Annotated in this window: 23 protein-coding genes and 1 pseudogene; 8 read left to right on the top strand and 16 right to left on the bottom strand. The window is 34.0% G+C overall.

Features of this window, described 5'->3' with window-relative positions; genetic code table 11:
- The 5 genes and pseudogenes from KI356_RS00530 to pelG all read left to right on the top strand — a co-directional run.
- Positions 1-589 (top strand): annotated as a pseudogene (locus KI356_RS00530) (nucleoside-diphosphate sugar epimerase); the annotation flags it as partial.
- Positions 589-1,509 (top strand): tetratricopeptide repeat protein, encoded by a 921-nt coding sequence (locus KI356_RS00525; protein ID WP_212934560.1) that lies wholly within the window; start codon positions 589-591, stop codon positions 1,507-1,509. The pseudogene KI356_RS00530 and the gene KI356_RS00525, both read left to right, overlap by 1 nt.
- Complete coding sequence (locus tag KI356_RS00520) at positions 1,493-3,325, top strand: DUF2194 domain-containing protein (protein WP_212934559.1); 1,833 nt, start codon at positions 1,493-1,495, stop codon at positions 3,323-3,325. The genes KI356_RS00525 and KI356_RS00520 overlap by 17 nt, the downstream gene beginning before the upstream one ends.
- 3 nt (positions 3,326-3,328) lie before the next feature.
- Positions 3,329-4,750: a GT4 family glycosyltransferase PelF gene (gene pelF / locus KI356_RS00515; RefSeq protein ID WP_212934558.1), complete on the top strand. Its 1,422-nt coding sequence runs from the start codon at positions 3,329-3,331 to the stop codon at positions 4,748-4,750.
- Positions 4,738-6,195 carry an exopolysaccharide Pel transporter PelG gene (gene pelG, locus KI356_RS00510; RefSeq protein WP_128283070.1) on the top strand — a complete coding sequence of 486 codons (1,458 nt, stop codon included), beginning with the start codon at positions 4,738-4,740 and terminating at the stop codon, positions 6,193-6,195. The genes pelF and pelG overlap by 13 nt, the downstream gene beginning before the upstream one ends.
- 50 nt (positions 6,196-6,245) lie before the next feature.
- On the opposite strand, the gene galE is transcribed toward pelG, so the two are convergent.
- Complete coding sequence (gene galE / locus KI356_RS00505; RefSeq protein WP_212934557.1) at positions 6,246-7,262, bottom strand: UDP-glucose 4-epimerase GalE; 1,017 nt, start codon at positions 7,260-7,262, stop codon at positions 6,246-6,248.
- 184 nt (positions 7,263-7,446) lie between these two features.
- A complete protein-coding gene (gene trhA / locus KI356_RS00500) occupies positions 7,447-8,094 on the bottom strand; it encodes a PAQR family membrane homeostasis protein TrhA (protein WP_212934556.1) in 648 nt (215 codons plus the stop codon).
- Positions 8,095-8,258: 164 nt separating this feature from the next.
- Between trhA and KI356_RS00495 the strand changes: the two genes are divergently transcribed.
- Positions 8,259-8,819 carry a DUF1836 domain-containing protein gene (locus tag KI356_RS00495; protein WP_002123597.1) on the top strand — a complete coding sequence of 187 codons (561 nt, stop codon included), beginning with the start codon at positions 8,259-8,261 and terminating at the stop codon, positions 8,817-8,819.
- Between the two features lie 42 nt (positions 8,820-8,861).
- Here the strand turns inward: KI356_RS00495 and KI356_RS00490 are convergent, their stop codons facing one another.
- Positions 8,862-10,307: a DEAD/DEAH box helicase gene (locus KI356_RS00490; protein WP_128283072.1), complete on the bottom strand. Its 1,446-nt coding sequence runs from the start codon at positions 10,305-10,307 to the stop codon at positions 8,862-8,864.
- A 192-nt stretch (positions 10,308-10,499) separates the two neighbouring features.
- Positions 10,500-11,495 carry a lysozyme inhibitor LprI family protein gene (locus tag KI356_RS00485; RefSeq protein ID WP_212934555.1) on the bottom strand — a complete coding sequence of 332 codons (996 nt, stop codon included), beginning with the start codon at positions 11,493-11,495 and terminating at the stop codon, positions 10,500-10,502.
- A gap of 272 nt (positions 11,496-11,767) precedes the next feature.
- Between KI356_RS00485 and guaC the strand changes: the two genes are divergently transcribed.
- Positions 11,768-12,751, top strand: a complete 984-nt coding sequence (gene guaC, locus KI356_RS00480; RefSeq protein WP_033712398.1) for a GMP reductase — start codon at positions 11,768-11,770, stop codon at positions 12,749-12,751.
- Between the two features lie 139 nt (positions 12,752-12,890).
- Positions 12,891-14,708 (top strand): oligoendopeptidase F, encoded by a 1,818-nt coding sequence (gene pepF / locus KI356_RS00475; protein WP_212934554.1) that lies wholly within the window; start codon positions 12,891-12,893, stop codon positions 14,706-14,708.
- A 37-nt stretch (positions 14,709-14,745) separates the two neighbouring features.
- On the opposite strand, the gene KI356_RS00470 is transcribed toward pepF, so the two are convergent.
- The 12 genes from KI356_RS00470 to walK form a co-directional block, all read right to left on the bottom strand.
- Entirely contained in the window at positions 14,746-15,624 is an 879-nt protein-coding gene (locus tag KI356_RS00470; RefSeq protein ID WP_212934553.1) for a radical SAM/SPASM domain-containing protein, read from the bottom strand.
- A gap of 224 nt (positions 15,625-15,848) precedes the next feature.
- Positions 15,849-16,538 carry a PM1201 family protein gene (locus KI356_RS00465; RefSeq protein ID WP_212934552.1) on the bottom strand — a complete coding sequence of 230 codons (690 nt, stop codon included), beginning with the start codon at positions 16,536-16,538 and terminating at the stop codon, positions 15,849-15,851.
- Positions 16,539-16,613: 75 nt separating this feature from the next.
- Positions 16,614-17,492, bottom strand: a complete 879-nt coding sequence (locus KI356_RS00460; RefSeq protein WP_212934551.1) for a hypothetical protein — start codon at positions 17,490-17,492, stop codon at positions 16,614-16,616.
- A gap of 306 nt (positions 17,493-17,798) precedes the next feature.
- Positions 17,799-18,536 carry an HIRAN domain-containing protein gene (locus KI356_RS00455; RefSeq protein ID WP_212934550.1) on the bottom strand — a complete coding sequence of 246 codons (738 nt, stop codon included), beginning with the start codon at positions 18,534-18,536 and terminating at the stop codon, positions 17,799-17,801.
- Between the two features lie 11 nt (positions 18,537-18,547).
- A complete protein-coding gene (locus KI356_RS00450; protein ID WP_212934549.1) occupies positions 18,548-19,507 on the bottom strand; it encodes a HipA domain-containing protein in 960 nt (319 codons plus the stop codon).
- A 223-nt stretch (positions 19,508-19,730) separates the two neighbouring features.
- Complete coding sequence (gene rlmH, locus KI356_RS00445) at positions 19,731-20,210, bottom strand: 23S rRNA (pseudouridine(1915)-N(3))-methyltransferase RlmH (RefSeq protein ID WP_002123590.1); 480 nt, start codon at positions 20,208-20,210, stop codon at positions 19,731-19,733.
- Between the two features lie 59 nt (positions 20,211-20,269).
- Positions 20,270-20,455: a CxxH/CxxC protein gene (locus KI356_RS00440; protein WP_002035001.1), complete on the bottom strand. Its 186-nt coding sequence runs from the start codon at positions 20,453-20,455 to the stop codon at positions 20,270-20,272.
- A gap of 53 nt (positions 20,456-20,508) precedes the next feature.
- A complete protein-coding gene (locus KI356_RS00435; RefSeq protein ID WP_212934548.1) occupies positions 20,509-21,696 on the bottom strand; it encodes a S1C family serine protease in 1,188 nt (395 codons plus the stop codon).
- Between the two features lie 63 nt (positions 21,697-21,759).
- Complete coding sequence (yycJ, locus tag KI356_RS00430; protein ID WP_002123585.1) at positions 21,760-22,554, bottom strand: exodeoxyribonuclease YycJ; 795 nt, start codon at positions 22,552-22,554, stop codon at positions 21,760-21,762.
- Positions 22,538-23,374, bottom strand: coding sequence for a two-component system regulatory protein YycI (locus KI356_RS00425; RefSeq protein WP_128283076.1), 837 nt, complete (start codon positions 23,372-23,374; stop codon positions 22,538-22,540). Before KI356_RS00425 ends, yycJ begins: the two co-directional genes overlap by 17 nt.
- The gene (locus KI356_RS00420) at positions 23,355-24,692 is read right to left on the bottom strand and encodes a YycH family regulatory protein (protein ID WP_128283077.1); all 1,338 of its coding nucleotides are present in this window, start codon (positions 24,690-24,692) and stop codon (positions 23,355-23,357) included. The genes KI356_RS00425 and KI356_RS00420 overlap by 20 nt, the downstream gene beginning before the upstream one ends.
- On the bottom strand, positions 24,689-26,524 hold the full coding sequence (gene walK, locus KI356_RS00415; protein WP_128283078.1) for a cell wall metabolism sensor histidine kinase WalK: 1,836 nt from the start codon (positions 26,522-26,524) through the stop codon (positions 24,689-24,691). The genes KI356_RS00420 and walK overlap by 4 nt, the downstream gene beginning before the upstream one ends.
- Positions 26,525-26,526: the final 2 nt, after the last annotated feature.

Raw genomic sequence — 26,526 nt, 5'->3', positions numbered from 1 at the left:
AAATACATTATCTCAATCTATTTTTGTTCAAAACGCTTCGTTGGTCATCAAAAATGCCCTAGCGCATAATCGGCCTTTTTTCCGTACAGATGAGGATTTTCAAGATGCTCCACTTTTAGTTGGTCCCGTCCTATTCCAAGAGGATGTACAATACGTCATTATATTAGACGAAATCGAGTTTTCGAAAGTAACTTCTGAGCAATTCGAACTTTTCACATGGTATTTACGCTGGATGGGTGATCGTTTACAAAACGCTTCTAATCTTTGGCTATCAAGTCAAGAGGATCGTACATTCCCTAAAACAAGCATTTATTATGAAGATGAATTTGAACATTTACTAAAAATAGAAAAGAAACGGTACGAAACATTATCTTATCCATATTCCTATTTTGAGTTCAATGCTCCACAAGATTCTTTAGAAATGATAAATTCTATTTTAAAAGATCATTTGCGGGATATTGATATATTCGGTTATAGTACGACCGAGCAAAAAATTATGATTTTATTACCTGGCACTGAAGAAAAGTTTTTACTACAAGTTCAAACTCGTATACAAAATGCTCTTTCTTCTAAAGGAGTGATATTCTAATGATTTTACTCCTTCTTTATTTTATTTACGCTATTTTAGTTTTTCTTTTATTTCGATTTACGAAAAGTTTAATTGCTGAAGATAAAAAAGGAATTATTGAATTTTGCTTGATTATCTCTCTTCTTTTCCCGCTTATCGGACTTATTGTGTCAGTAATCATGTTATTACTTAATATACGAAGATCCAAAACCGAGTGGTTACAGCAATACTCTGATTATGTTTCATTTCACGTTGATAATTACGAAGATATTTTGGAATCAGCTAAACAAGATATGGACTTAATTTCATTTTCTTCTGGATTAGAACTAGATAAGCCTGAATTACATAAACAACTCATTGTACAGTTAAGCTCCTCCTCTATTTCTAATGAAGGAGGCTTATTGAAAGAAGCAATTCACCATAAAGATCCTGAAACTGTACATTACGCAGCAACTACTATCAATTTACTAAATGAACGGTACGAAAAACAGATTGAATACTTAAATAGGCAATTCCTACAAAGTCCACAAAATGAAATTGCAAAAGAATTGTTTTCTAACTATTTAAGATATATAGACAGTGGTCTTCTTTCTAATCAACAAAAAGAAAAAATAATCGATGAGTTTATGAATTTTATTACACAAAGTGTAGAACTATTCCCTAACGAATCTCTTTACCCTTTCCAACTTGGAAATCTGTTTCTACACACAAAACAATACGCAAAGTCTGAAGAACAATTTTTAAATCTTATTCATTTCTATCCTGAATCATATTACGGTTATGTTGGATTACTTGAAATATATTATGACCAAAAGTTATGGGACAAGCTCTATAACTTAATCAATAATCTAACAGATGCAAAAAGAATTCATATACTACCGCGTAAATATCAATTATTTGTAAGGCAGTTTGGAGGCGCACACATTGAAAAAGGGGATTAATATATATATCGGGATTATTAGTATCATTTTATTTCTCTTAATTTTATCCATCCTTATATATCGAACAGAAAATTTTTATCAAAAATTTTCTGTTCCTAAAACTACAGAAACAGATACTGTTAAAACACTCAAAGCAAACGATGTAACTCAAAATGGACAGAAAATACAATTATACGTTTTAAAAACGGATAATACATTAGGACAACAAGTCGAATTTAATACGAAGAAGGCAATGGATTACGCACACCTACACTATAAAGATATTACAGCTAATGAAATTAAGGGACTTACTCCCTCTCCCTACACAGGGATTATTATTACAGGTGAAATAATGGAGCAACTTCCACAAGCTGATATTCAAAATTTTGTACAAATGGGCGGAAGGATTATTATCGCAAACCGACTTGATTCAGATCCTTCCTGGAACGCACTATTTGGTATTACAAAAAAGGAAGGCTTCAAAGATGCGGAAGGATTAACCTTTGAAAAGGTTTTATTCCCTGGTTATCCAGATCTCCCAAGTTCTTCTACATTGTTTACTCATAGCTCAATGAATATTACGCTAGATGAGAATACAGCTACTCCTTGGATTACAGCAGAAGATACTCCCATCCTCTGGACCAATGACTACGGTGAAGGAAAAGTCTTATATTGGAATACAACAGCATTGAACGCTAAATTAGGTAGAGGTATGTTCGTTCAATCACTGGGTTCTATTTTCCCGGCTTTCGCTACAGCACAGCTTGGAGCAGAGATTATGTATATCGATGACTTCCCATCTCCGGTTCCAAGTGGAGAACTAAAAAACTTAACGACAGAAAAAATTTCTGTTGAAGAATTTTATAAAAAACATTGGTGGAAAAATATGAAGGATATCTCTGAAGAACTTGGTATTAAATATACAGGTGTTGCGATTGGGACATATCAGGATAAAGTGACGCCACCTTTTGAAGATTTCACAGATAAAAATAGAAATACCTATTTATTATTTGGTAGAGAATTATTAGCTCATGGTGGAGAAATTGGAATCCACGGCTATAACCATCAACCTTTATTATTACCACCGGATCCGGTAGATAAATCACTTGAATATGTTCCTTGGAATTCAAAAAAGGATATGGAGAGCTCTTTAGATGCTTTACAAAAACTCGTGTATAACTTCTTTCCAAATGAAAAATTAAAAACCTATGTACCACCATCCAATATTATAAATGCAACTGGATTAAGTGCATTAAACGACGCTGTACCAACTCTAGAAACGGTTTCCTCTCTATATGTGGGAAGTACAAGTAACGGCAGTTTAATTCAAGAATTTGGACCAGATGAACATAACAAAAATATTTATCACTTCCCGCGCATTACTAGTGGATATGCTATCACAGATGAGGAGCAATTTATCTTAGCTGATGTTACCGCAAATTTAGGGGTTATCTCACATTTCGTCCATCCTGATGATATCCTTGATGAAAAACGCTCGGGTAACTTAACATGGGAAGAATTATTTAAAGCTTATAAAACGACAATTAAAGAAATACGAGAAAGATATCCTTATATAAAAAGTATGACCCAAAGTGAAGCAACTGCTTCTATGAAAATTTATCAAACTGGTGACCTAGATGTTTCTTATGAAGATGATGCTGTTCACATTGCATATAAAGGGTTACCAAACCATACTTCAACAATTATACGTGTAGAAGAAGGTAAGAAGATACAACCTGGCTCATTCTCTTACGGTACAGTTAAAAAGCTTGATTCCCAAATTTATAGCGTTACGTTAACGAAAGCCAGCGCTACAATTCCAATTAAAGGAGAATAACAGATGAGAATAGGTTTGGTCGTTGAAGGCAGCTACCCCTTTGTAAGTGGAGGGGTAGCAAGCTGGGTTCAAATGATTATCCAGCAGTTTAAAGAACATGAATTTACGATTTTTGCGATAGTCCCTCAAGTAAAAACAGAAGATGAATATCAATATGAAATTCCAAGCAACGTAAAAGATATCATTCTGATTCCTTTGCAATCAGAAAATGAACCAAAACATATAAAAACTAATTTAACTGAACAAGAAGTACAGACACTTCAAAAGTGGTTTACATTTCAAGCCAACGATACAACAGCATTACAAATATTAGGGAATAAACAAAAGCTAGGAACGCTCCATTCCTTCTTCGAAAGCCGTGAGTTTTATGCAATTGTTAAAGAAAGCTATTCATATGAAGAAAGTAGTGGATCCTTCTTAAATTACCTTTGGATGTGGAGATCTATGTTTACACCAATCATTCAAATTTTACAAATTGATTTTCCTGAATTAGATCTTATTCATTCTGTATCGACAGGATATGGTGGATTACTTGGTGCTGCAATTAGTGCCAAGTCCGATATACCATTTATTCTAACCGAGCACGGTATTTACTCCCGAGAGCGTGAAGAAGAAATACTACAATCTACTTGGATACCAATTGAATACAAAAAAAGATGGGTTTCTTTCTTTCATCACTTGTCTCATCAAGCATATGAACAAGCCGCTGACGTAATTACGTTGTTCGGCCGAAATAGTGCATATCAAAAAGAATTAGGTGCCCCAGCTCATAAACTAAAAATCGTTCCAAATGGCGTTACTTTATCTGACTATAAAGGGTTACGTAAACCAAAATACAATTCAGATAAACTCATCATTTCCGCCATTATACGAGTTGTGCCAATTAAAGATGTAAAAACAATGATTTATGCAGCTAAATTATTATTAGAAAAAGATATTCCATTTATATTTTACTTGCTAGGTCCTGATACGGAAGAAGCAGAATATGCTCAGGAATGCCGTGATTTAATTCAACAATTAGGATTAGAAGAGCATGTAATAATGACCGGCAAAGTAAATATTAAAGATTACTTAAAACAAACAGATATTCTCGTATTAACAAGTATATCTGAAGGACAACCATTAGCTATGTTAGAAGGAATGGCAGCAGGATTACCATGGGTTGTTACAGATGTCGGTTCTTGTAGGGAGTTAATTTACGGGCAAGACGAAGATCCTTACGGGCAATGTGGATTTGTTGTACCACCTGTATCCCCTGAGCAAGTTGCCATTCATTTAGAGTGGTATTATCGTCACCCTGAATCCATTCAACAATTTGGGAATAATGGGCGCAATCGTATTGAAGCGCACTATCAATTATCAGGTGTCGTTGATAGTTATCGTAAGCTTTACTTAGAAAGAGGTAAAAAAACATGGCAGGAATAGGATTTCGTTTACAAAAATTATTCCAAGAAGACTACTATTCTTCAAGAATAAAAGCGTACGGATTTTCATTATTTGTTACAGCTGGTCCGTGGTTAGTCGTTATTTTAGCAGTAACAGCTATTCGATACATTTTAAGTTTGTTCCATTCTATTTCAATTGAGGAACAGCGCCTTTTCACAATTTCAATTTCATATTGCTTTATTTTTTCTCAAATCATATATGGTGCCTTGCAGCTCATCGTAACTAGATATGTGGCTGACCTTTTATACGAGCAAAAAGCTGATAAAGTATTTTCCTCCTTTTTAGGAATGACGAAAATCACACTTTTTTTAGCTATTATCTTATGGCTTTTGTTTGCAATTTTTACACCATTAGCCTTGTATTATAAAATCGTGATGCTATTTTTATTTTTATCTTTAAACATCATTTGGATTCAATCCATTTATTTAACAGCGGCTAAAGATTATCAGTCCATCGCTCTTGCATTTTTAATTGGTTCAATTTTCTCCTTATCTGGAATTGCGCTTATAGCTTACTGGCATCCAACACTTGGACTAGAACATGGATTTGCCCTATTACTTTTAATTGCTTTTACAATCGGGACCTTCATTACATTAGTGTGGTTAAGTATAGTTATTGTGCGAATGTTTCCAAATAGTGATGCTACTGAACAATTTACCTTTCTTTCTTATTTAGATAAATATCCAGAACTATTTTGGTCAAGCTTACTTTACAATATTGGCATTTGGGTATGTAACTTTGTTATTTGGTTCGGGGAAGGGCGAGGAAATATTGAAAACACATTTATTTATCATCAAATGTATGATACCTCTGTTTTCTGGGCTTATTTAAGCATTATCCCAACCTATATTTTCTTCGTAGTGTCCATTGAAACAAGGTTTTATGAAAGGTATAAGAAGTTCTTCGGTTCAGTTAACAATGGGGCGACATTAAATACAATTTTACAATTGAAAGATTCGATGAATTTTGTCCTCAAACAAGAAATGGAACGAATACTTCGTAATCAAGGTATTTTTTCTTTACTTATTATTTTTATAATATTTATGTTTAGTTCACAATCTGGGAAAATGACACTTGAATACTCTATTTTGCAGCTGACTATAATTGGTGCTTATGCAAACGGGATGGTCCTCGTTATCACTTTACTACTCTTATATTTTGAAGATCGTAAAGGTGCATTTCGAACATCAGCCCTGTTCTTTTTTGCAAACCTGTTATTAAGTCTTCTTCTACTTCCATTTGGATTTAACGGTTATGGCATTAGTTTTGCAATTGGATCTTCCATTACATTCTTATATGCTATTTCTAGACTCTTTACTTACATTAAAGACATTGATTACTACACGTTTTGCCAGTCAAACGTTCCTATAAAACAGCGAACTTTCTTTACTAAATTAGCTAATAAACTTAATGGGAATAAATAAATAAAAATGACCTTTTGCTCCTGCAAAAAGGTCATTTTTTTATCTACATATTAAACTTCTAGATAGCCATTTTTGTTATTTGATTGCCATCTCCAAGAGTCTGCACACATCTCTTCTAATCCGCGTATTGCTTCCCATCCTAATTCGCGCTTTGCTTTCGATGCATCTGCAAAACATACTGCAACATCACCAGGACGACGTTCCGTAATTTTATAAGGAACTTCCTTGCCTGAAACTTTTTCAAATGCTTCAACCATTTCTAATACACTATAACCAGTACCTGTACCGAGATTGTATGCATCTATCCCAGTAGTGCCAAGTACCTTTTCAAGCGCCTTTACATGTCCATTTGCTAAGTCTACAACATGAATATAATCACGGACACCCGTGCCATCTTTTGTTGGATAGTCATTTCCAAATACACTTAATTCTTTTAACTTACCTACTGCTACTTGTGTTACATATGGCATTAAGTTATTTGGAATTCCGTTTGGATCTTCTCCAATACGCCCACTTTCATGCGCACCAAATGGGTTGAAATAACGAAGTAATGCGATACTCCATTCTGCATCCGCAAATGCTACATCACGCATAATTTGTTCAATCATTAATTTTGTTTGACCATATGGATTTGTTGCACTTAATGGAAACTCCTCCGTAATTGGTGATGTTTCTGGGATACCATACACTGTTGCAGATGAACTGAAGATCATCTTCTTCACATTATACTTCTGCATCACTTCACATAGCACTAATGTGCTTGTAATGTTGTTATGATAATACGTTAACGGAATTGCTACTGATTCCCCTACAGCCTTAAAGCCTGCAAAGTGAATAACAGCTTCAATTGTATTTTCTTCAAAAATCGTATCAAGTGCTTCTCGATTTAAAATATCTTCTTTATAAAATTTAAACTGTTTTCCTGTTATATCTTTCACTCGATTTATAGACTCTACTGAGCTGTTCGAAAGATTATCTACTACTATAATTTCGTAACCGTTTTTTAGTAATTCTACGCATGTATGACTACCAATATATCCTGCTCCACCTGTTACAAGTATTGCCATAATTATAGTCCTCCATATTTCATTCATTATAAACTTCTCAAAGTATATCACATATTTCTTATCATATGTTTATTATGCGAACACAGAAACTTACATTTTATACCATAATTATTTTGTACAATACACGATTCCAATCAGGTAATAAAAAAACGCCACATAACAGACATCACGTGGCGTTTTTTGATCAAATTACGTAACAATATACACTTAGAAAATGCGCAAGACTACCTAACAATACAAAAACATGAAAAATTTCATGGTGTCCCATATATTTAAACTCCAACCATTTTGGCTTCGCACCGTAAATAAACCCACCAATTGTATAAAAAATGCCTCCAAGTACTAAGAAAATAATACCCCCTGTACTTAAATTCTCAGCTAGCGGTGCAAAGAATAGAACAATTAACCAACCCATCAGAAGATAAATTGCTGTCGATAACCATCTTGGACAATTAAACCAAAACATTTTAAAAACAATACCACAAATCGCAGTTGCATAAACTAAACAAAATAGTAGTAAACCATTTGCCGAATTTAATGTAATTAAGCAAAAGGGTGCATATGTACCTGCAATTAATATAAAAATCATAGAATGATCTAGTTTCCTAAAGAAATAAATAACACGTTCACTGGCTATAACACTATGATACACAGCTGACGCCATATAAAGGACCATCATCCCGATACCAAATAAAATAACAGCTGTAATTGCAGCAGCAGATGGCATCTTAACAGAAACCTTCACAATCATAGCTAATAATGCAATAAATGATAATACAGCTCCTCCTAAGTGAGTAAATGCATTAACCGGTTCTCTTACATAAGCATTCATATAAACACCCCTCATATAATTACATGTAGTTTTAATAACTACATGTAATTATATACGTATCATTCGTGCGGGTCAACATTTACATTTCATTTGTTTCGTAATACCATATTTAAAGATATACTAAACATTAAGTTCCACTAAGTTATAAAAGTGAGGGGTTCTACGTGGAAAATATAAATAAATTACTTGAATCATTACATTTAGAAAAAAGTATTAAACTTGAGGATATCCCAAATGTCGACTTATATGTAGACCAAGTTGTCCAACTATTTGAGAATACTTATGCGGATACAACGAGAACTGATGATGAAAAAGTATTAACAAAAACAATGATTAACAATTACGCAAAAGGGAAATTATTCATCCCTATCAAAAATAAAAAGTATTCAAAAGAGCATATGATTTTAATCAGCTTAATTTATCAATTAAAAGGAGCTCTTTCCATTAATGATATAAAAAGCTCCTTAGAAAATATAAATGCACCGTTAATAAATGATGATACATTCGAATTAAATACTCTATATAAAGATTATCTTTCTCTTACTGAAACCAATGTTGAAAGCTTTAAGCAAGACGTAAATAACCGTGTTACGGAAGTAAACGAGGTTTCTTCCTTAGAAGATCCAACACTAGAAAAGTTTTTATTACTAACATCCTTCGTGACTATGAGTAATATGTATAGACGTTTAGCAGAGAAACTAGTCGATGATCTCAAAGAATCTTAAACAAAAAACTATCCACCTGTTTGAAGTGGATAGTTTTTTTGTTTACTTAATTGCTTCATGAACCTTTAATTGTTTCCCTTTAATCGTTGTATTTTTCATGATTTTTAAAACAAGTGGTCCTTTTCCATTTAATATTTCAACGTAAGAAACATTGTCTTGTATTGTAATAATGCCTATATCTTCTGCTGTCACACCTTTAATTTTAGCAATTGTACCGACGAAATCTACCGCCCTAATTTTCTTTTTCTTCCCGCCATTAAAGTACAATTTCATAATTCCTTTGTTTAGGTCCGCATTTTTATCTTTCTTTATAATTGGTTTAGCATGTATCTTTTCCTCAAATACCGCTTTCCCTTTCATAACTTCTTCTTTTGAAGGTGCAAGTGCCTTTGGAATTTCAAAGCCGATGTACTCCTCAATCTCTTCTAAAAATCTATTTTCATACGGCGTTATAAATGTAATAGCTTTTCCTTTATTACCAGCTCGTCCCGTTCTTCCCGTACGATGTACATAACTTTCTTTTTCTAATGGAATATCATAGTTAATAACATGTGTAATATTATCAATATCAATTCCTCTAGCTGCTACGTCTGTCGCTACTAAATAACGGAACTTTCCTTTTCTAAAATCGTCCATAACTTCAAAACGATCTTCTTGTACCATACCACCATGTATTTTGTCACAAGGATAGTTAACTCGATCTAACTGTTTAAATACGTGATCTACATTTTCTTGTGTACGGCAAAAAATAATACAACTATCTGGATTCTCAATCGTTGTTACATCTTTAAGAAGTGAAAGCTTCTCCTCTTCTCTCGTCTCAAAAAGTGTATGTTCAATTTTATCTGTTGTAATCCCGGCAGCCTTAATTTCAATATGCGTTGGCGAATCCATATACTTACGAGATAACTTTTCAACATCTTCTGGAAGTGTTGCCGAAAATAACATTGTCATTCGTTTTTTAGGTAACTCGTCAATAATTGCCTCTACTTGATCGATAAAGCCCATATTCAGCATTTCGTCTGCTTCATCAATAACTAAATACTTCAAACACGCTAAAGAAAGAGTACCTTTTTCAATATGATCTAACACACGGCCAGGAGTCCCAACTACAATATGTGTTTTTTGCTTTAACTCTAATTTTTGACGTGCAAATGGAGATTTACCATAAACTGCAGCAGCCTTAATCCTTTTGAAGCGGCCTATATTCGTAATATCTTCTTTTACTTGCACCGCAAGCTCTCTCGTCGGTGTTAAAACTAAAGCTTGGGGCTTATTCTCTTCCCACTCCACCATTTCACAAAGTGGTATGCCAAATGAAGCGGTTTTTCCACTTCCAGTCTGCGATTTCACGACAAGGTCTTTCTTTTGTAAGGCAACTGGAATAACCTCTCCTTGCACTTCCGTTGGATGTTCGTATCCTAAACCAGTAAGTGCTCTTACAATTTCTTTACTTAATGCATAATCAGAAAAACTTTTTTTACTCATATATTAACCTCTTTTTATTCTATATTATTTTCTTTTTTCGCTTTTCCTATCAATGAATCATCATATACGTTATTATCACCTTATTCATTATACTTGAAAGCTCACATAAAAAGGCGAATCATTCGTGATCCACCTTTTTATATAGAAATTTTCTATTTCAAAAAATTATTCCATTATAAAAATAAACCTCTATCACTTCATATACTGTTCAACTAACTGATAGCACCTTTCCTTCGTACTATTTACATTCGATGAAATACTTGCTAAACCTGACAATGTCCCCTGTCCGGATTCATTCCAAGCTTCCTCCGCCTTTTGATCTCGATACGTAATCCATTCACGCTGTTTCTCTCTCAAAGTGTTCATTTCCTTTGTAGGAAGTTGCATTTTTAAAACACCATAAATCTCATTTAATGCGTTATCCCATGCCTCGTATCTTTTGCTCTCACCCTCTTTCATTTCAGTTGTAATTCCTTTCTCATATAAGTAATCGAGTTTCTTCAAACTCTCCTCAATACTATTTAATTTAGTAATATACTCTACCTTCTGACCGGTAATAGCACTTTCTTTCTTAGGCTCTTCTACTTTCGGCTTCTCTTCATTTTTATTTTCTTCTTTTACTTTTTCTTCCTTAAGATTCTCATCTTTTCTTTTATCTACATCTATTGCCCTCGGCACAATCTGTGTAATTTGTTCATTCGCATTTTGATAATATACTTTAAACTGTTCTTTCCCTTTCGTTTCCCTAATAATTACGTTCAGTTGCTCTTTTACATCCACAAACTTCTGTTGGTTTTTCAACTCCTCTACTTGAGCAAGCATTTGCTTATATTTTTCTTCCTCATCTTTTTGATTAGCTAAAACTTCTCGTTTTTCTTTTGCTTGTTTGGCCAATATAACTGAACTAGCAGAATCATTTTCAATTTCTCTCAATAACGAAATTGCCCGGTCTATATTACTTTCCTGCAATACTTCAATCATTTTATTCGTTTGATTCATCTTCAGCCTTACTTCTCGGTCATCCTTATTTTCTTTTAATGCTAATTCAAAAGATGCGACTGCTCTATCGTATTCTTTATTTTCCAGTGCTAAATCTCCTTGCTTCTTCGCCTTATCAAATGCATCATTATTGCTGCATCCAGCAACAACCAACAAAGTTATTCCTATTGTTAGTATTAACTTTTTCATAGTATTTCCCCAGCCCCTTCACCCAAAATAAAAAGCACACATACAATTTTATGCAATTATCGCAACTTTCCTTACTTTTTTTATAAACGAACATTATGCATATAAAAACTATTTAAATTCGTTTTTAACGTTATTTTTAAAAGATATTGGCTTCTTTCAAAAAAAACGTTAAGAAAATCTTTGACTTCTTCATAAAAATGATGTAAATTATCCTATGGACGAACATTTTTAATCAATAAAAATAAAATATTCGTATTTTAGGGGTGTAAATGATGGAAAACGTATTTGACTATGAAGACATTCAATTAATTCCTGCAAAATGTATTGTAAATAGCCGATCAGAGTGTGATACAACTGTCACTTTAGGAAAACATAAATTTAAATTACCTGTCGTACCTGCAAATATGCAAACGATTATAGATGAAAGAATCGCAACTTATTTAGCTGAAAATAATTACTTCTATATCATGCATCGTTTCCAACCAGAGAAACGAATCTCATTCATTAGAGATATGCAATCACGTGGATTAATTGCTTCAATCAGCGTTGGTGTTAAAGAAGACGAGTACGAATTCGTGCAACAATTAGCTGCTGAGCAACTTTCACCTGAATACATTACAATCGATATCGCACATGGTCACTCTAATGCTGTGATCAACATGATTCAACATATTAAAAAACATTTACCAGAAAGCTTCGTTATCGCTGGAAACGTTGGAACTCCAGAAGCGGTAAGAGAATTAGAAAACGCTGGTGCTGATGCAACAAAAGTTGGTATTGGACCTGGTAAAGTTTGTATTACTAAAATTAAAACAGGCTTTGGAACTGGTGGTTGGCAGTTAGCTGCACTTCGCTGGTGTGCAAAAGCTGCAAGTAAGCCAATTATCGCTGACGGTGGTATTCGTACGCATGGTGATGTAGCTAAATCAATTCGATTTGGAGCAACTATGGTTATGGTCGGTTCTCTATTCGCTGGTCATGAAGAGTCTCCAGGGGAAACAATCGAAAAAGATGGCAAACTTTATAAAGAGTACTTCGGCTCAGCTTCTGAATTCCAAAAAGGTGAGAAGAAAAACGTTGAAGGTAAGAAAATGTTCGTTGAGCATAAAGGTTCTTTAGAAGACACTTTAGTCGAAATGGAACAAGATCTTCAATCTTCTATCTCTTACGCTGGCGGAACAAAATTAGACGCTATTCGTACTGTAGATTATGTTGTCGTGAAAAACTCTATTTTCAATGGTGACAAAGTATATTAATTTTCAAATTCAACTCGAAGGACAAGTATTTTATATGCTTGTCCTTCTTTTTTTATGTATAAAAATGTTAAATATTTTCATTTAACTGAATTTTCTAGTATCATATTTTTAGATAGTTAAAATAAGGGGGCTATAATAAATGAAACATGTAATCGAAAAACGCCTTATTCGTGCAGAAATTCCTACCGAACTAACATGGGATCTTTCCGATTTGTACAAGTCCGATGATGAGTGGCATACTGCATTAAGCATATTAGAAAATGATATACAAAAACTCGATTCATTTAAAGGACACTTACATACTAATTCCACTACTTTATTAAATTGCCTACTTTTAGAGGAAGAGCTTTTAATGAAGTTAACAAAACTGATCTCATATGCAAATTTAAAAGAATCTGCTGATCGGACAAACCCAACTATTCAAGCAAACTCTTCCAAAATTTCTGCGCTAGGAACGAAAGTACATACAGCACTAGCCTTTATTCATAATGAAATTCTCTCATTTGAAGAGGGATTGATTGAAAAGTATTTAAATGAGGAAGTAACACTCGAGCCTTTCCGTAAATCGTTACTAGAAGTGCTGAGCAAAAGGCAGCATACACTTTCACCTGAAACAGAAGAAGCACTTGCTACACTAGGTGAAGTTCATAGTTCTCCCTATAAAATTTACGGCATGACTAAATTAGCCGATATGGATTTCCCTCCTATACAAGATGAACAGGGAAATGATTTGCCTGTATCATTTGCATTATTTGAAAGTAAATACGAATTTTCTCCAAGCGCATATATACGTAGAAAAGCATATTCATCATTTGTTTCCACATTGAAACGATATAAAAATACAGTTGCAACAACATATGCTACTGAAGTAAAAAAACAAGTGACGCTTTCTCGTTTACGCAAGTACGAGTCCGTTACTCATATGCTTTTAGAACCTCAAAAAGTTCCAATTGAAATGTATAACAACCAACTAGATATTATTTATAACGAATTAGCGCCTCATATGCGCCGTTTTGCAGATTTAAAAAAGAAAGTATTAGGGCTTGATCAAATGCTTTTCTGTGACTTACACGCACCGTTAGATCCTGAATTTAATCCAACCATCACATACGAGGAAGCCGGTAAATTAATTCAAGAATCTTTAAAAGTATTAGGACCTGAATATAATACGATTATCGAAACAGGATTTAAGGAAAGATGGGTAGACCTTGCAGATAATATTGGGAAATCAACAGGTGCTTTCTGCTCTAGCCCATATGGTTCCCATCCTTACATTTTAATTACATGGCAAAATACGATGCGTGGATGTTTCACATTAGCTCATGAATTTGGACATGCTGGTCATTTTTATTTAGCCAATAAAAATCAGCGCATTATGAATGTACGTCCATCTATGTACTTTGTTGAAGCACCATCAACGATGAATGAATTACTATTAGCTCAACATTTACTAGCGACTACTAACGATAAGAGAATGCGCAGATGGGTTATTCTGCAACTACTCGGCACATATTACCACAACTTCGTTACCCATCTACTTGAGGGAGAATATCAAAGAAGAGTATATACCCTAGCAGAAGAAGGGCAAGCACTCACAGCTACAACTTTAACTGAAATAAAAACGAAGGTCCTTTCGACATTCTGGGGAGATTCTGTAGAAATTGATGAAGGCGCCGGTTTAACATGGATGCGTCAACCTCACTATTATATGGGCTTATATTCTTACACATATTCTGCGGGCTTAACTGCATCTACTACTGTAGCTCAAATGATTAAAGAAGAGGGACAACCTGCTGTTGATCGCTGGCTTGATGTACTCCGTGCAGGCGGTACAATGAAACCACTTGAATTAATGAAACACGCTGGAGTAGACATGTCAAAACCAGATGCAATCCGTAAAGCTGTTTCTTACGTCGGTTCCTTAATTGATGAATTAGAGCGTTCTTATCAAAAATAAAAAATAAGCCCTCGCTTTATGAGGGCTTATTTCATATTTACTTTCCAAATCTTTTACGGTATCCACATTTTCTGCATAGCTCTTCGACTGCAACTCTTTTCGAAAATCCATCGACAATGTTTGTTGCTCTCTCACCTTCTATAATGTTAGAAAATGAGTCATTATTAATATTCCCAAGATTAATAATTCCCTCACCATCTAAACAGCAAGGAATAACAGTTCCGTTCGCTAAGATTCCAGCCTGATTACGAAGTCCATGACAGAAACCTTTTCCATCATCCTCTTCTTCATGTAATGCCGGCCACTGGAATTCATAATCTTGATTAATAAATACACGTTCCGCAATTTTTATACCTTTTCCTGGTGTAAGCTTCTCTTCGATTTGATAAGATAGACCAAACTCATTTTCAATGATGGATAATAAATCTCTATTTTTCTGGATTTCAGCATTTGTTTTATTATCCTGAGTTAAATTCCATAATCGTAGCGAAACAATTAAATCAGATTCACTTGTTGCCTCTCTAATGAAAGAAAGTATACTTCTTACATAGCCCTCTTTATCTTGCGATCCTGGGTGTCCATCAAAACTGTGAAGTGAAAAATTCATTTGTCTTAATGCAGGCTTATTTAACAGTCTATGCCTTCTTTTATTAATTAACGTTCCGTTCGTTGTAATATTAACTTTAAACCCTTTTTCATGGCTTAAATCTAACAGTTGATCTATTTTCGGATGGAGCAATGGCTCACCCTTCACGTGCAAATAAATGTAGTCTGTGTGAGGTTTAATTTGGTCTAATCTTTTCGCAAAATCCTCCACAGAAATGAATTGCTTCTGCCTTTCCGTCGGCGGACAAAAGCTGCACGCAAGATTACATACACTCGTAATCTCCAAGTAAAACTTTTTAAACTTCTTCACCTTTAATTCCTCACTTCTATGACTACTTATACTTTTTTCCTCTTCATATTACATCACACTTTTTTAGAAATAGAAACATACTTATTTTAGAAAATCTATATATCACCTATTAATGTGTAAAAGACCATCGGTAATTTTTGTCCAATGGTCTTTTTTACTCTTTATATACAAATGAAAAATTTATTTATGATACGGTTCACCATGACTGTCCTAAGTGCGGTTTCTTATAAAACTTCAATCGGCTTAAATTCCTCTAAAACATTCTTTTTAAACTTTTGCAACATCGTATCTGTATATTCTATACTAAACTTTGAGTCAACATCTTTTACATAACTTACAATTTCAGGTTCTAATTTCCTCATAATTTCATTGAACTTCTCAATATGAGTTTTATCTTTATCATAGAAATGTTGTTTAAATTGTTTTGAAAATGCCATTGTTAAAGCTCCATGACTTTCATGCCCAGTAAATGGGTCCACTACTTTTGGCAAATATACTAAATTCCATGGTGCATTAAATGCAAATGGGTTTTTAGTTCGACCAAAGATGTGTGAAACTTGATAGTTAAGGATTTGCTCATATTTCTTCGGCACTTCTTTTCCACGTTTACAGTTAGTATAAATTTCAAGAAGACGTTTAGGAGCTGCATTATTTGTACTATCTTTCAAAAAAGTACCATTCGGAAACAAGGTTTTATATAAATCCATATATAAATTTGTTGTCTTCGCATCTCTACCAGATCCTCTTACATATACTGGTTCTTTTTTCGTTCCATCTATTCGTTCTTGCAGGTTTAACCATTCTATTTCAATATCTTTCTCAGAAATACTGATTGTTTCTTTAATGCCAAATTCAATTAAAGCTTTCGGATCAATGTTAAATTCCTTTAAAAATAGTTCATATGCATCTTTCATATAATCACCTCGAAGAAGAATATACGTTCCTAATTTAATTATATTTCATTAAAATGGTTTTGAAAATAGGAATTCCTATATTTGCAATATAATACAAAAAGGTGTAGATAAGTCATCATCTGACGACTTATCTACACCTTTTTCAGTAAAGTAGTTCAGTACCGCATTATTAAATTGAATTTGGATACTATCAATCTCTCGTTCCTCATTAATTGTTATTTCCTTTATTAGCAACGTTACCAAATGCTTCTGCTGTTCTTGGGTGATTGATCTTTTAAATGCTTTATGAAAATTAGCCATGATCTCTTTAATCAATCCTGCATTAATTGTATGCGTCTTTAACGACTGCATTTGTAATTTAATTGGTTGCAAGCGAATTTCTACTTGGTCGATTAATTCATTGATTTTATTCAAGCGTTGCTGTAACTCTACTTTTGTAATGAGGTCATCTTCAAACATCTCCATGGCCTTTTCTTTCTTGCGTTGTAGCTTTTCGAGTTCTTTGGTTAGTGTTGCAAATTCACGCTTTATCGGCTCATCGTTGTTAGATCGTTTACCGTTCACTGTGTCAACAATGTCCTGAATCAGTTGCTCGTTTGTAGCAAGTTGCTGTAGTCGCTCAAAAATGTATACCTCTGCCTTATCCGCACGAATTGTATTAGAGTTGCAAACTGATGTCCCTTGGTTCTTCCATGCACCACACGCATAATATTCAATAGTTTTCTTTGTTCCGTTCTTTAGCTTATTGACTGTACGGCTCACAACCACTCCAGCTCCTGCATCCATAAAATTTATTACATTCTTTTTTATGGGGGTAAACATGGAACTCATAAAAGAGGCAATTGGCATTGGAGTAAAATATTGCTCATTAATCTCTTTATTTAAACTTCCCGTTCTACTAGAAGTTGTTAAGGAAGAACTTTTATTAATACTATCTAAAAAATCTATTATCATTCAAACAACCTCCACAAGTAACATTATATATTATTTAATACTCTCTTTGAATTATTCATATCCTGTAAAATTCAAAAAGGATTGAACAAATACTCCTTTGTTCAATCCTTTTCCTCAGCTGCTTTAATTACTTGGTTTTTAAAACTTTCCATTATAACTTTCTCTTAACAATATCAGTGTAGTTAAGGATAACAAATGACTATAATATGTTAAATTTAATAAAAAACCGCACCTACTTATGGTACGGTCACTATGATCTATTTAAATGTATTTCATAATATTATAAGAATAAAATTGTCCCCTCTATCACTTAAAATGAATTAAGTACTTTAATTCGTTAGAATCAATATCCACCATGGAAATTTTTGTTTCTATAGTTATCGTCGGCCTACTATCATTAAGGTTCATTGATTCAATGTATCCTGATAAAACATATCCTTTTTTTAATAAATTAAAAAATACTTTATTAAAAGGTTTTTGAATATATCCCACACGTTCATTTTCATTTCCTGGATCAACAATTTCAACTGCCTGAGTATCATTTTTATTTTGTTCATCCTTACGTAAAATTAGTTGATCATTAACTTTTAAGTTAATATTATTGTTTTTTGTAAATGACCAACCAGCAATCTCTCCGTTATAGCTGAGTTCATCTTTTTCAATATACACAGGCTCTAGGAATGATAAATTATCAGTAGCAGTTCTTCCTTTCGTAAGCTTTAGATATTCCCATGTTACAGCATCACTTGTTTGAAGCTGATAATCATCAATAAATTTTTTGAAAATATTGCGGCTTTGGTTAGGTAATCTTCTTTCGAAAACAGAAAATAACTTATCACTATTGTACTCCCTGTCAAGATCCTTCAATCCAACAAATGGAATAAACCCTTCTTCTTTTGCTTGTAAAACAACCTCATGAATGTAAATAAATTTATAATTTAATCCATTAGAAATATGATTTTTAGAGAGTAGTCCAACAAAAAAGTTTTTTTTTGATTTAGGACCCTTCCACGATACTAATAATTTTTCGTTACCTTTGGGCATATCAAATCCCCCTACTTTATTAAATAATCTCTTCTTGCTTTTAAAATTTTATTTACCAACGCTTTTTTAGGTTCAGACATTACTGTTGGCGGAACCTTATAAATAATATTTTTTAAAACTTCATCCGTAAGTTTTGCAACATTCGACAAATTTTTATTAACTTCTTGTGGATGCGCCTTTTTCACGTTCTCATAAAACTCTATAATATTTAGCTTTTTTTTCGTCCATGACTCTTCCCATCGTATAAGTGTGGAAGACTTCTTTCCAAATATATAAGAATTGAACATATTTTCGTCACTTAACATAAGTTTTATTCGCCCCTCATTCATTTCTCTCCCCAATGACGAAGAGTTATCATATAATGGGGCAAATTTTTGACGTCCGGTTTCCTCATCCCTAATTACTCCGAAGTTATCCTGATGACGATCGGTATTGCCAATCAATGTGTCGAATAAAATCATTTGAAATAAATGATCTATGATTCCATTTTCATAGAAAAGCCTGTATAACAAGTCAAAGTTATATATTTCGCGTTTACCTTGTAAGGTATCTCGATCATAGGTTTCATCAAAATCCATAATCATATCTGCACCTTCAACTAAACTATCTTTAGTTTCATCTAGAAAAGACCAGCATAAAGCACCAAATACCTTATCCCCAGTTTTAACATCTTTTCCATTCAATCCATAGTACTCTATGGCCTCATCATCAATTAAAAGAGCACCTATGTCTACATTATGTGTAGGGAAACCAATATAATTACCAATTTCACTACATATTTTTTCAGACCATACTTCCCCTGTAGACTCTCCTTCACCAGGGGTGCTATCACTTGTCATAGAAATGGGCAATTTAAAGAGCGCTAACTGATTTTTATCTAATGAACGATACCATCGCTTTTCTTTTGAACCTGAAACGTTAATATTTTCATATTTCCAACTAGAGATGTCCACAATAGAATAATGATCCATAGAATTTCTCTCCAATAACATAGAATATATACCATATTTAAGTATAACATCAGATTTCGACTTTGTAACAAATATGATTTTACCTTTGCATATATTCCAATTGACTTTCACCAAGTATTGCCGAATGGCCTATCAGATTTACATATCTTCTATACATTCTTAAAATTAAAAAGACATAACTAATAAATAGTTACGCCTTTTAAAACAATTCTCAAAACCGCCCTTATTTATGATACGGTTCACCACGATTAATACGAAACGCTCTATACACTTGCTCAAGTAACACTAATCGCATTAATTGGTGTGGTAATGTCATTTTTGAAAAAGAAAGAGATTCGTTTGAGCGCTTCATTACTTCAGAACTAAGCCCCAGTGATCCGCCAATTACAAATGTGATTTTGCTCTTTCCATATGTAGCAAGGCGATCTATACTTGCTGCAAATTCTTCTGATGATTTTTGTTTTCCTTCTATTGCTAGCGCAATGACGTGTGTATCATCAGAAATTTTATCCAGTATACGTATGCCTTCTTTTTCTTTTACAATTAACATTTCTGCCGCACTTAAATTTTCTGGTGCCTTTTCATCTGGCAATTCAATTACTTCTACTTTTGCATAAGAAGATAATCGTTTTAAGTATTCCGCTATACCTTGTTTTAAGTATTTTTCTTTTAATTTTCCGATTGAAATAATCGAGATATTCACATCTATTCCCCACCTTACAAACACGTTATCCACAGGACTTATCCACATATCCACAAATGTTACCCACATATTGTGTGAGAATCTGTGTTCGATACAACATATGTCGCCTCATTTTGACAAAATTCACATGTTTTTTTCTCTTCTTTAGAGTTATCCACATTGTTAATAACCGGTGCAACTTCACATTCATCCACAATGATATCTAATGCTAATTCAACATGTTCTAAACAACAAGGTAAATTCATATTCTTCACCTCACTTTTCTACAATAGAAAACAGGAGGTAGGCCCTCCTGTTTTTAATACTTTTGAATGCCTAATTTCACCGTTGTTGTCGCTCGTTTTGTACCACGATAAAACGTAAGAGTCATTTTATCATTAATTTTTTTATTATATAAGGCCGTGCGGAACCCAATAATATCGTGCACCGCTTTTCCATCTACTGCCACAATAACATCATGTTCTCTAAGACCCGCATCCGTACCTGGCGAAGGACTTTTCACATCTAAAATGCAAACTCCATCCGTTACGTTACCTGGTAATTGTAACGTTTTTGACCAATAGTAACTCGGAATCTCATTTAACGATCTAAGCTCAATTCCAACATAAGGTCTTTTTACTTTACCGTATTTCTCAAGTTCATTCATAACAGGGACGGCTCTTGTAATTGGAATAGCTAGTCCAATTCCTTCTACTTCTTTTGCTGCAATTTTCATTGAGTTAATGCCAATTAATTGTCCTGCTGCATTAACAAGTGCGCCACCACTATTACCTGGATTAATTGCCGCATCTGTTTGCAATACTTCTACTTGCCAATCGTAATGTCCATCTTGATCTAAATCCACAGGAACAATACGCTCATTAGCCGAAATAATACCTTGTGTGACAGTTCCGGAAAATTGTAGCCCAAGTGGATTTCCAATCGCAATAACTGGTTCTCCTCTACGAACGGTATTAGAGTCGCCAATTTCAATCACTTTCTTCACATGCTTCGCATCTATTTCTAGTACCGCTAAATCAGTGACTACATCGGTTCCTAATACTTTACCTGGAATTTTCTTACCGTCACTTAAGCTCACTTCAATACGATTCGCCCCAGCAACAACGTGGTTATTCGTTACAATATACGCATGTCCATCTGTTTTCTTATAAATCACACCAGAGCCTGTACCAGCTTCCGAATCAGCCTCTGAAAAATCGTCTCGTTGAATGTTAATAACACCAACAACAGCCTCTGAAGCACGATCAACAGCGTCTACAAAGCTACTCTGTTTAACAGGAACATTTCCATTTTGAGCTTCAGCCATATTTTTTTCACTTGCTTCAGCTTGCGGAAGCTTACCTGCATCATTTGAAAATAAAGGAGCTCCAAATGCAAATAATGAAGCACCTACAATTGTCCCCGCTATGCTAGAAATTACAATACCTTTATGTTTCTTTTTCCCTGCACGTTTAATACGATATTTTTCTTCATCAATAAAGGACATATTTGTTCACCTATCTTCCTGAAAACAACTATATTCACCTTTATTGTTTACTAAAATGAAGAATTATACGTATTGAATTTTCGTAGGCATTTTTGGATCTGTATCATGTATTTCAAAGGATTCTCCAACCCCAAAACCTTTTTCTTCTAATACTTGTGATACAGACATACGCGCTAATTCTTTCATGTTATTATCTAAGCTTAAATGCGCTAAATAGATGTGTTTTGTCTCGTCTGTAATAACATCCGCCATCGCTAATGCAGCATCCTCATTACAAACGTGGCCAACGTCGCTTAAAATACGTCGCTTAATGCTCCATGGATAGCGTCCCATACGAAGCATTTCCACATCATGATTACTTTCAAATACGAAAGCATTCGCTCCCTTAATAACACCTTTCATACGGTCACTTACGTATCCTGTATCTGTAATAAGAGCTAACTTTCTATTATTGTTATGAAAAGCATAAAACATCGGTTCTGCCGCATCATGAGAAACACCAAATGATTCAACTTCAATATCCCCAAATGTTTTCACGTCTCCTATTGAGAAAATGAATTTTTGATCAGTTGGGATATTACCTATTAAATGTTCCATTGCATTCCATGTTTTCTCGTTCGCATAAACAGGTAAATCATATTTACGCGCCAATACACCTAATCCTTTAATGTGGTCACTATGCTCATGTGTTACAAGAATACCTGATATGTCATTTATATTCAGTTCAGCTTGTTTAAATAAAGCCTCTGTTGCTTTACCACTTAAACCTGCATCGACAAGCAGTTTTTTTTCATCTGTTCCTACATATAGCATATTCCCTGTACTTCCACTTGCAAGTACACTAAAGTGCATACTCATTCTTTCTCACTCCATTATGTTCTTCCGGCATTTGAGTTTCCCCTAATTCCATAACTTGTCCTTCAATTGCATTCACAAAAAAATCCTTTTTCTGTTCTGTCTTTAAGTTCCATGTTGGAGCAAGCACTTGTATATTAGAAGAAGACTCCGCAAGAGTCGCATATCCAATCTGCGCCTCTTTCACGTGCGTATTTTCTGCAATTTTATTTTTCAAATATATATTTTCTAAAGCTGTTTGAGCAGTAATAATTTCTTGTTCTTTCGTCTTTTCGCTTTCGCCCATTTCCTTCAAATCCGTTAACATTGTTTGTGTATACGAAATAAGCTCGTTTTTTTCATTTAAATCTACAACAATCATCGCACGATTATTGTAGAAGATCGGTTTATCTTTATACTTTTGAAAGAAGTAAATTTTTGAGTCCTTTATTGCTCCAAACTCATATTTTTGTCCATCCAGCACATAATTTTTCAAAAACTCATTATACTTATCTTTTGACGATGATTTTGTATTTAAAAAAGGCTCTTTTAATTTACCCTCTATTTGATATTCGTCTTGCACATGCGCCGTCTGATTTTTTAAAGATTGCACATCTTCTTCTTTGAAAACCTTATTTTTCGCCATTATAAATGACTCTTTCTTCGGTTCTTTAGGAAAATTCCCCATAGTAATTTTTTCAGCTTTTAATTGTTGATCGATTTTCGTTTCCGTCACAAGTTCTAATTGATTACTATCTTGCTTTTGAATGAACTGGAAGATAAGAAAGAGGTCTAAAACAAAAAAGGTCACAATAAATATTGTTTTAATTCGATCCCAATCCATTTAGTCCCCCCTCACTCCACTCATATATTTGTTGCTTACCATCTTCTTCACATTTTACATACCATATCGGCTGTAAGACAGCGATTCTCCCATCATTGATGGAAGGTTCCAATGACATTTTATAACCAATACCAACATCCTGAATTGATTTTTTATCAATTTCTGGATTATTCTCTAGTGATGTCATCACTGTATGACCTGATGCAAGAGAAGTTGTTTGTTGTTTACTAGGCAAAGTAATACTGAACCCAAAAAAGGGTCTTTCATACTGCATAATTTCACCTGAACCCCATACTTGTTTTAATTCCGCTATTCCATTTGCATTAAATACAGGCAAACCATCCTCATATAAACGGAATGAAGTTTTCCTCCCATTAATATAATCAAAACGATAGGAATTCAAGGATCCACTATGTCCACTTACAAAGTCAAAACTTTTTTGTAAAATTACCGCATTATCCGTGGTTTTATCACCATGTACAGCGGAATTTTTATATTTTAACATTGCATCCGACTTATCGATTTCCATAGAACGGATGCCATCCGTAAATGTTTCCTTTGTTTTCTCAGAAATAGGACTTAAATAACGTGGATCACTAAATAAAGCATTTTTAAATGGATCCACTTCTAGTTTAGCTGTAATATACTCTACCTTACTTAATTCCGTAATCCCCTCTGGTAAAAAAAGTTTTTTTGTATCATTTATTTGATACTCAAAATATGGTTTTGCTACTGCTATAAGTTGATTTTGAGCATTTATAATATCCTTTATATAAGCACCGCTCAATGTTGCTTGATATATTTTATGAGGAGTATCATAGGAAACAAAGCTAACTTTAATTTCTTGGTCCTTACTTCTAGAAGGATCAATTATAATACGATTAAAACTTCTGTTACTTTCTATGTTTTTATCTTTAATATTAAACATATCTTTAATCGTATCTAACGGGATATTTGTAGGAAAAACAAATTCAATTTTTTCTTCTCCGTGTACATAAGACAGAAAATCACCTTTAGGGACTGTCCCCGTTATTTCCTCGAAATTATGTAATTCTCCGTTTTCAAGAATTTTATAGATTGAATCCACATTTGCCTTCTTTTCGCTCACATAATGATTTTTCTCTTTATGAATAACGACAGAGGATGGGCGAACAACCTCCGAAATCTTTATCGGATTTATCTCTTCGTTACCTTGAACGAACTTTGTATTTTGCATAGAAGTAGAATCAGGAACATATGTCCACAAGTTAAAAGTAAGAAATAGACTAATGACAACCAAATTAATTAGAACTATCGTTTTAAAGTTTTCCATATTCATTCCCAATCGTCCTCTTCATCTGTCGCCATCGGTAATGTGAAATAAATAGTTGTCCCTTTTCCTTCCTCACTTTTCGCCCAAATCGAGCCGCCATGTGCCTCAATCATTTCTTTCGCAATAGCTAACCCAAGACCGGTACCACCCATTTGTCTCGAACGTGCTTTATCTACACGATAAAAACGTTCAAATATTTTATCTACATTTTCTTTCGGAATTCCCATTCCTTGATCACTCACACTAATCTCTAATAACTCTCCGCGGTCACGTAGGCGATATGTTACTGTACCACCTTCCGGCGAATATTTTAGTGCATTGGAAATAATGTTATATAAAACTTGTGTAATTTTGTCTGTATCCATATCAATAAATCGAGATTTTTTAGAGAAAGATCGTTTGAAGCTTACATTTTGCTCTTTAGACATTTCAAAGCGATCGATAACGTTATTAAAGAAGTCAGTAAAGTCGACCCATTCCTTCATTAAGCGATGTTCTGTACTATCTAGTTTAGATAGTTGTAACAATGCATTTACAAGCCTGATCATTCTTTCCGTTTCCTCTTGTGTAACCGTTAAAAATTGCGGTGCAATATTCGGATCTTGCCATGCCCCATCAGTAAGCGCTTCTAAGTAACTGCGCATCGTTGTTAACGGCGTTCTTAACTCATGAGATACGTTCGCAACAAACTCACGGCGCTCTTGTTCTATCCGCTCCTGCTCTGTTACATCATATAATACAGCAATTAAACCATTTGCCTTACCTGTTTCTTTTTGAATGACAGAGAAACTAGCTCGTAAAATATATGGTTCATTTCTCGTACTAAAATCTAATAAAACTGAATCGGGCTCTTCATATAAATGATCCAGTGTAAATTCTTCTTGTATTCCTAGCACTTCTAACACTGATTGATCTAGCGCCGTTTCACGCGAAACATTTAACATCTTTTCCGCAGGATCATTTAATAAAATGATATCCCCTTTTCGATCAGTAGCAATTACTCCATCTGTCATATGTGATAAAACGGATGATAATTTTCGTCTTTCACTTTCTGTGGAGGAACGAGCTTGTTGTAATTTTTTAGATAAATTGTTAAAAGATAATGCTAATTGTCCAATCTCATCGTGACTATGCACCTTTACTTTTCGCGAATAATTTCCTTTCGCCATTTCAATTGCTTGTCTTCGCATATCTGAAATTGGTCTCGTAATTGTTTGAGCCAATAAAATTCCAAGTACAGCTGTTACTAATAAAGCAATTACTGTCCCCGTTGCGAAAATTTGGTTGATGTCCTTCATTTGTTTATACACATCTTCCATAGATGCAACGATATGAATGACGCCAAGTACCTCTCCGCCCGGCTCTTTTAAAATAGGGGTAATCATAACTTGAACTCGATGACCTGTATTTCCATCTTTCTCAATCTTTGACTCTGGTTTCTTTTGTACCATTACCCGTTGTACAGCTGTATCTGCTGACGTTCGTCCTACCTTATTTTGCTTAGACGCGTCTGAAATTGCCATTAATTTTTTAGTAGCATCAATTACACTTACTTCTTGAATATCTTTCTTACGATCTGATGCGAATTTTTGAATCGAATCATTAATAGCCTTATCTACTGATTCTCCTTTAGGACGATCCTTCACAAACTCTTGCTTCAGGTTATAAGAAAGTAGATTTGTTTGCTGCGTTAAGGAATCTTGAAAGCCTTTTACAAGGCTTTTTTCTAATTCCCTGACGAAATATACACCAATTACTTGCATTGCTATTAATATTAACAGCATATATATGAGCACAAATTTTAAATGAATAGATTGAAAAAAACCAACTTTCTTCATAT

Origin of the sequence: Bacillus hominis (assembly GCF_018332515.1) — a bacterium.
Taxonomy (GTDB): domain Bacteria; phylum Bacillota; class Bacilli; order Bacillales; family Bacillaceae_G; genus Bacillus_A; species Bacillus_A hominis.
This window is presented reverse-complemented; position numbering and strand designations above follow the sequence as displayed.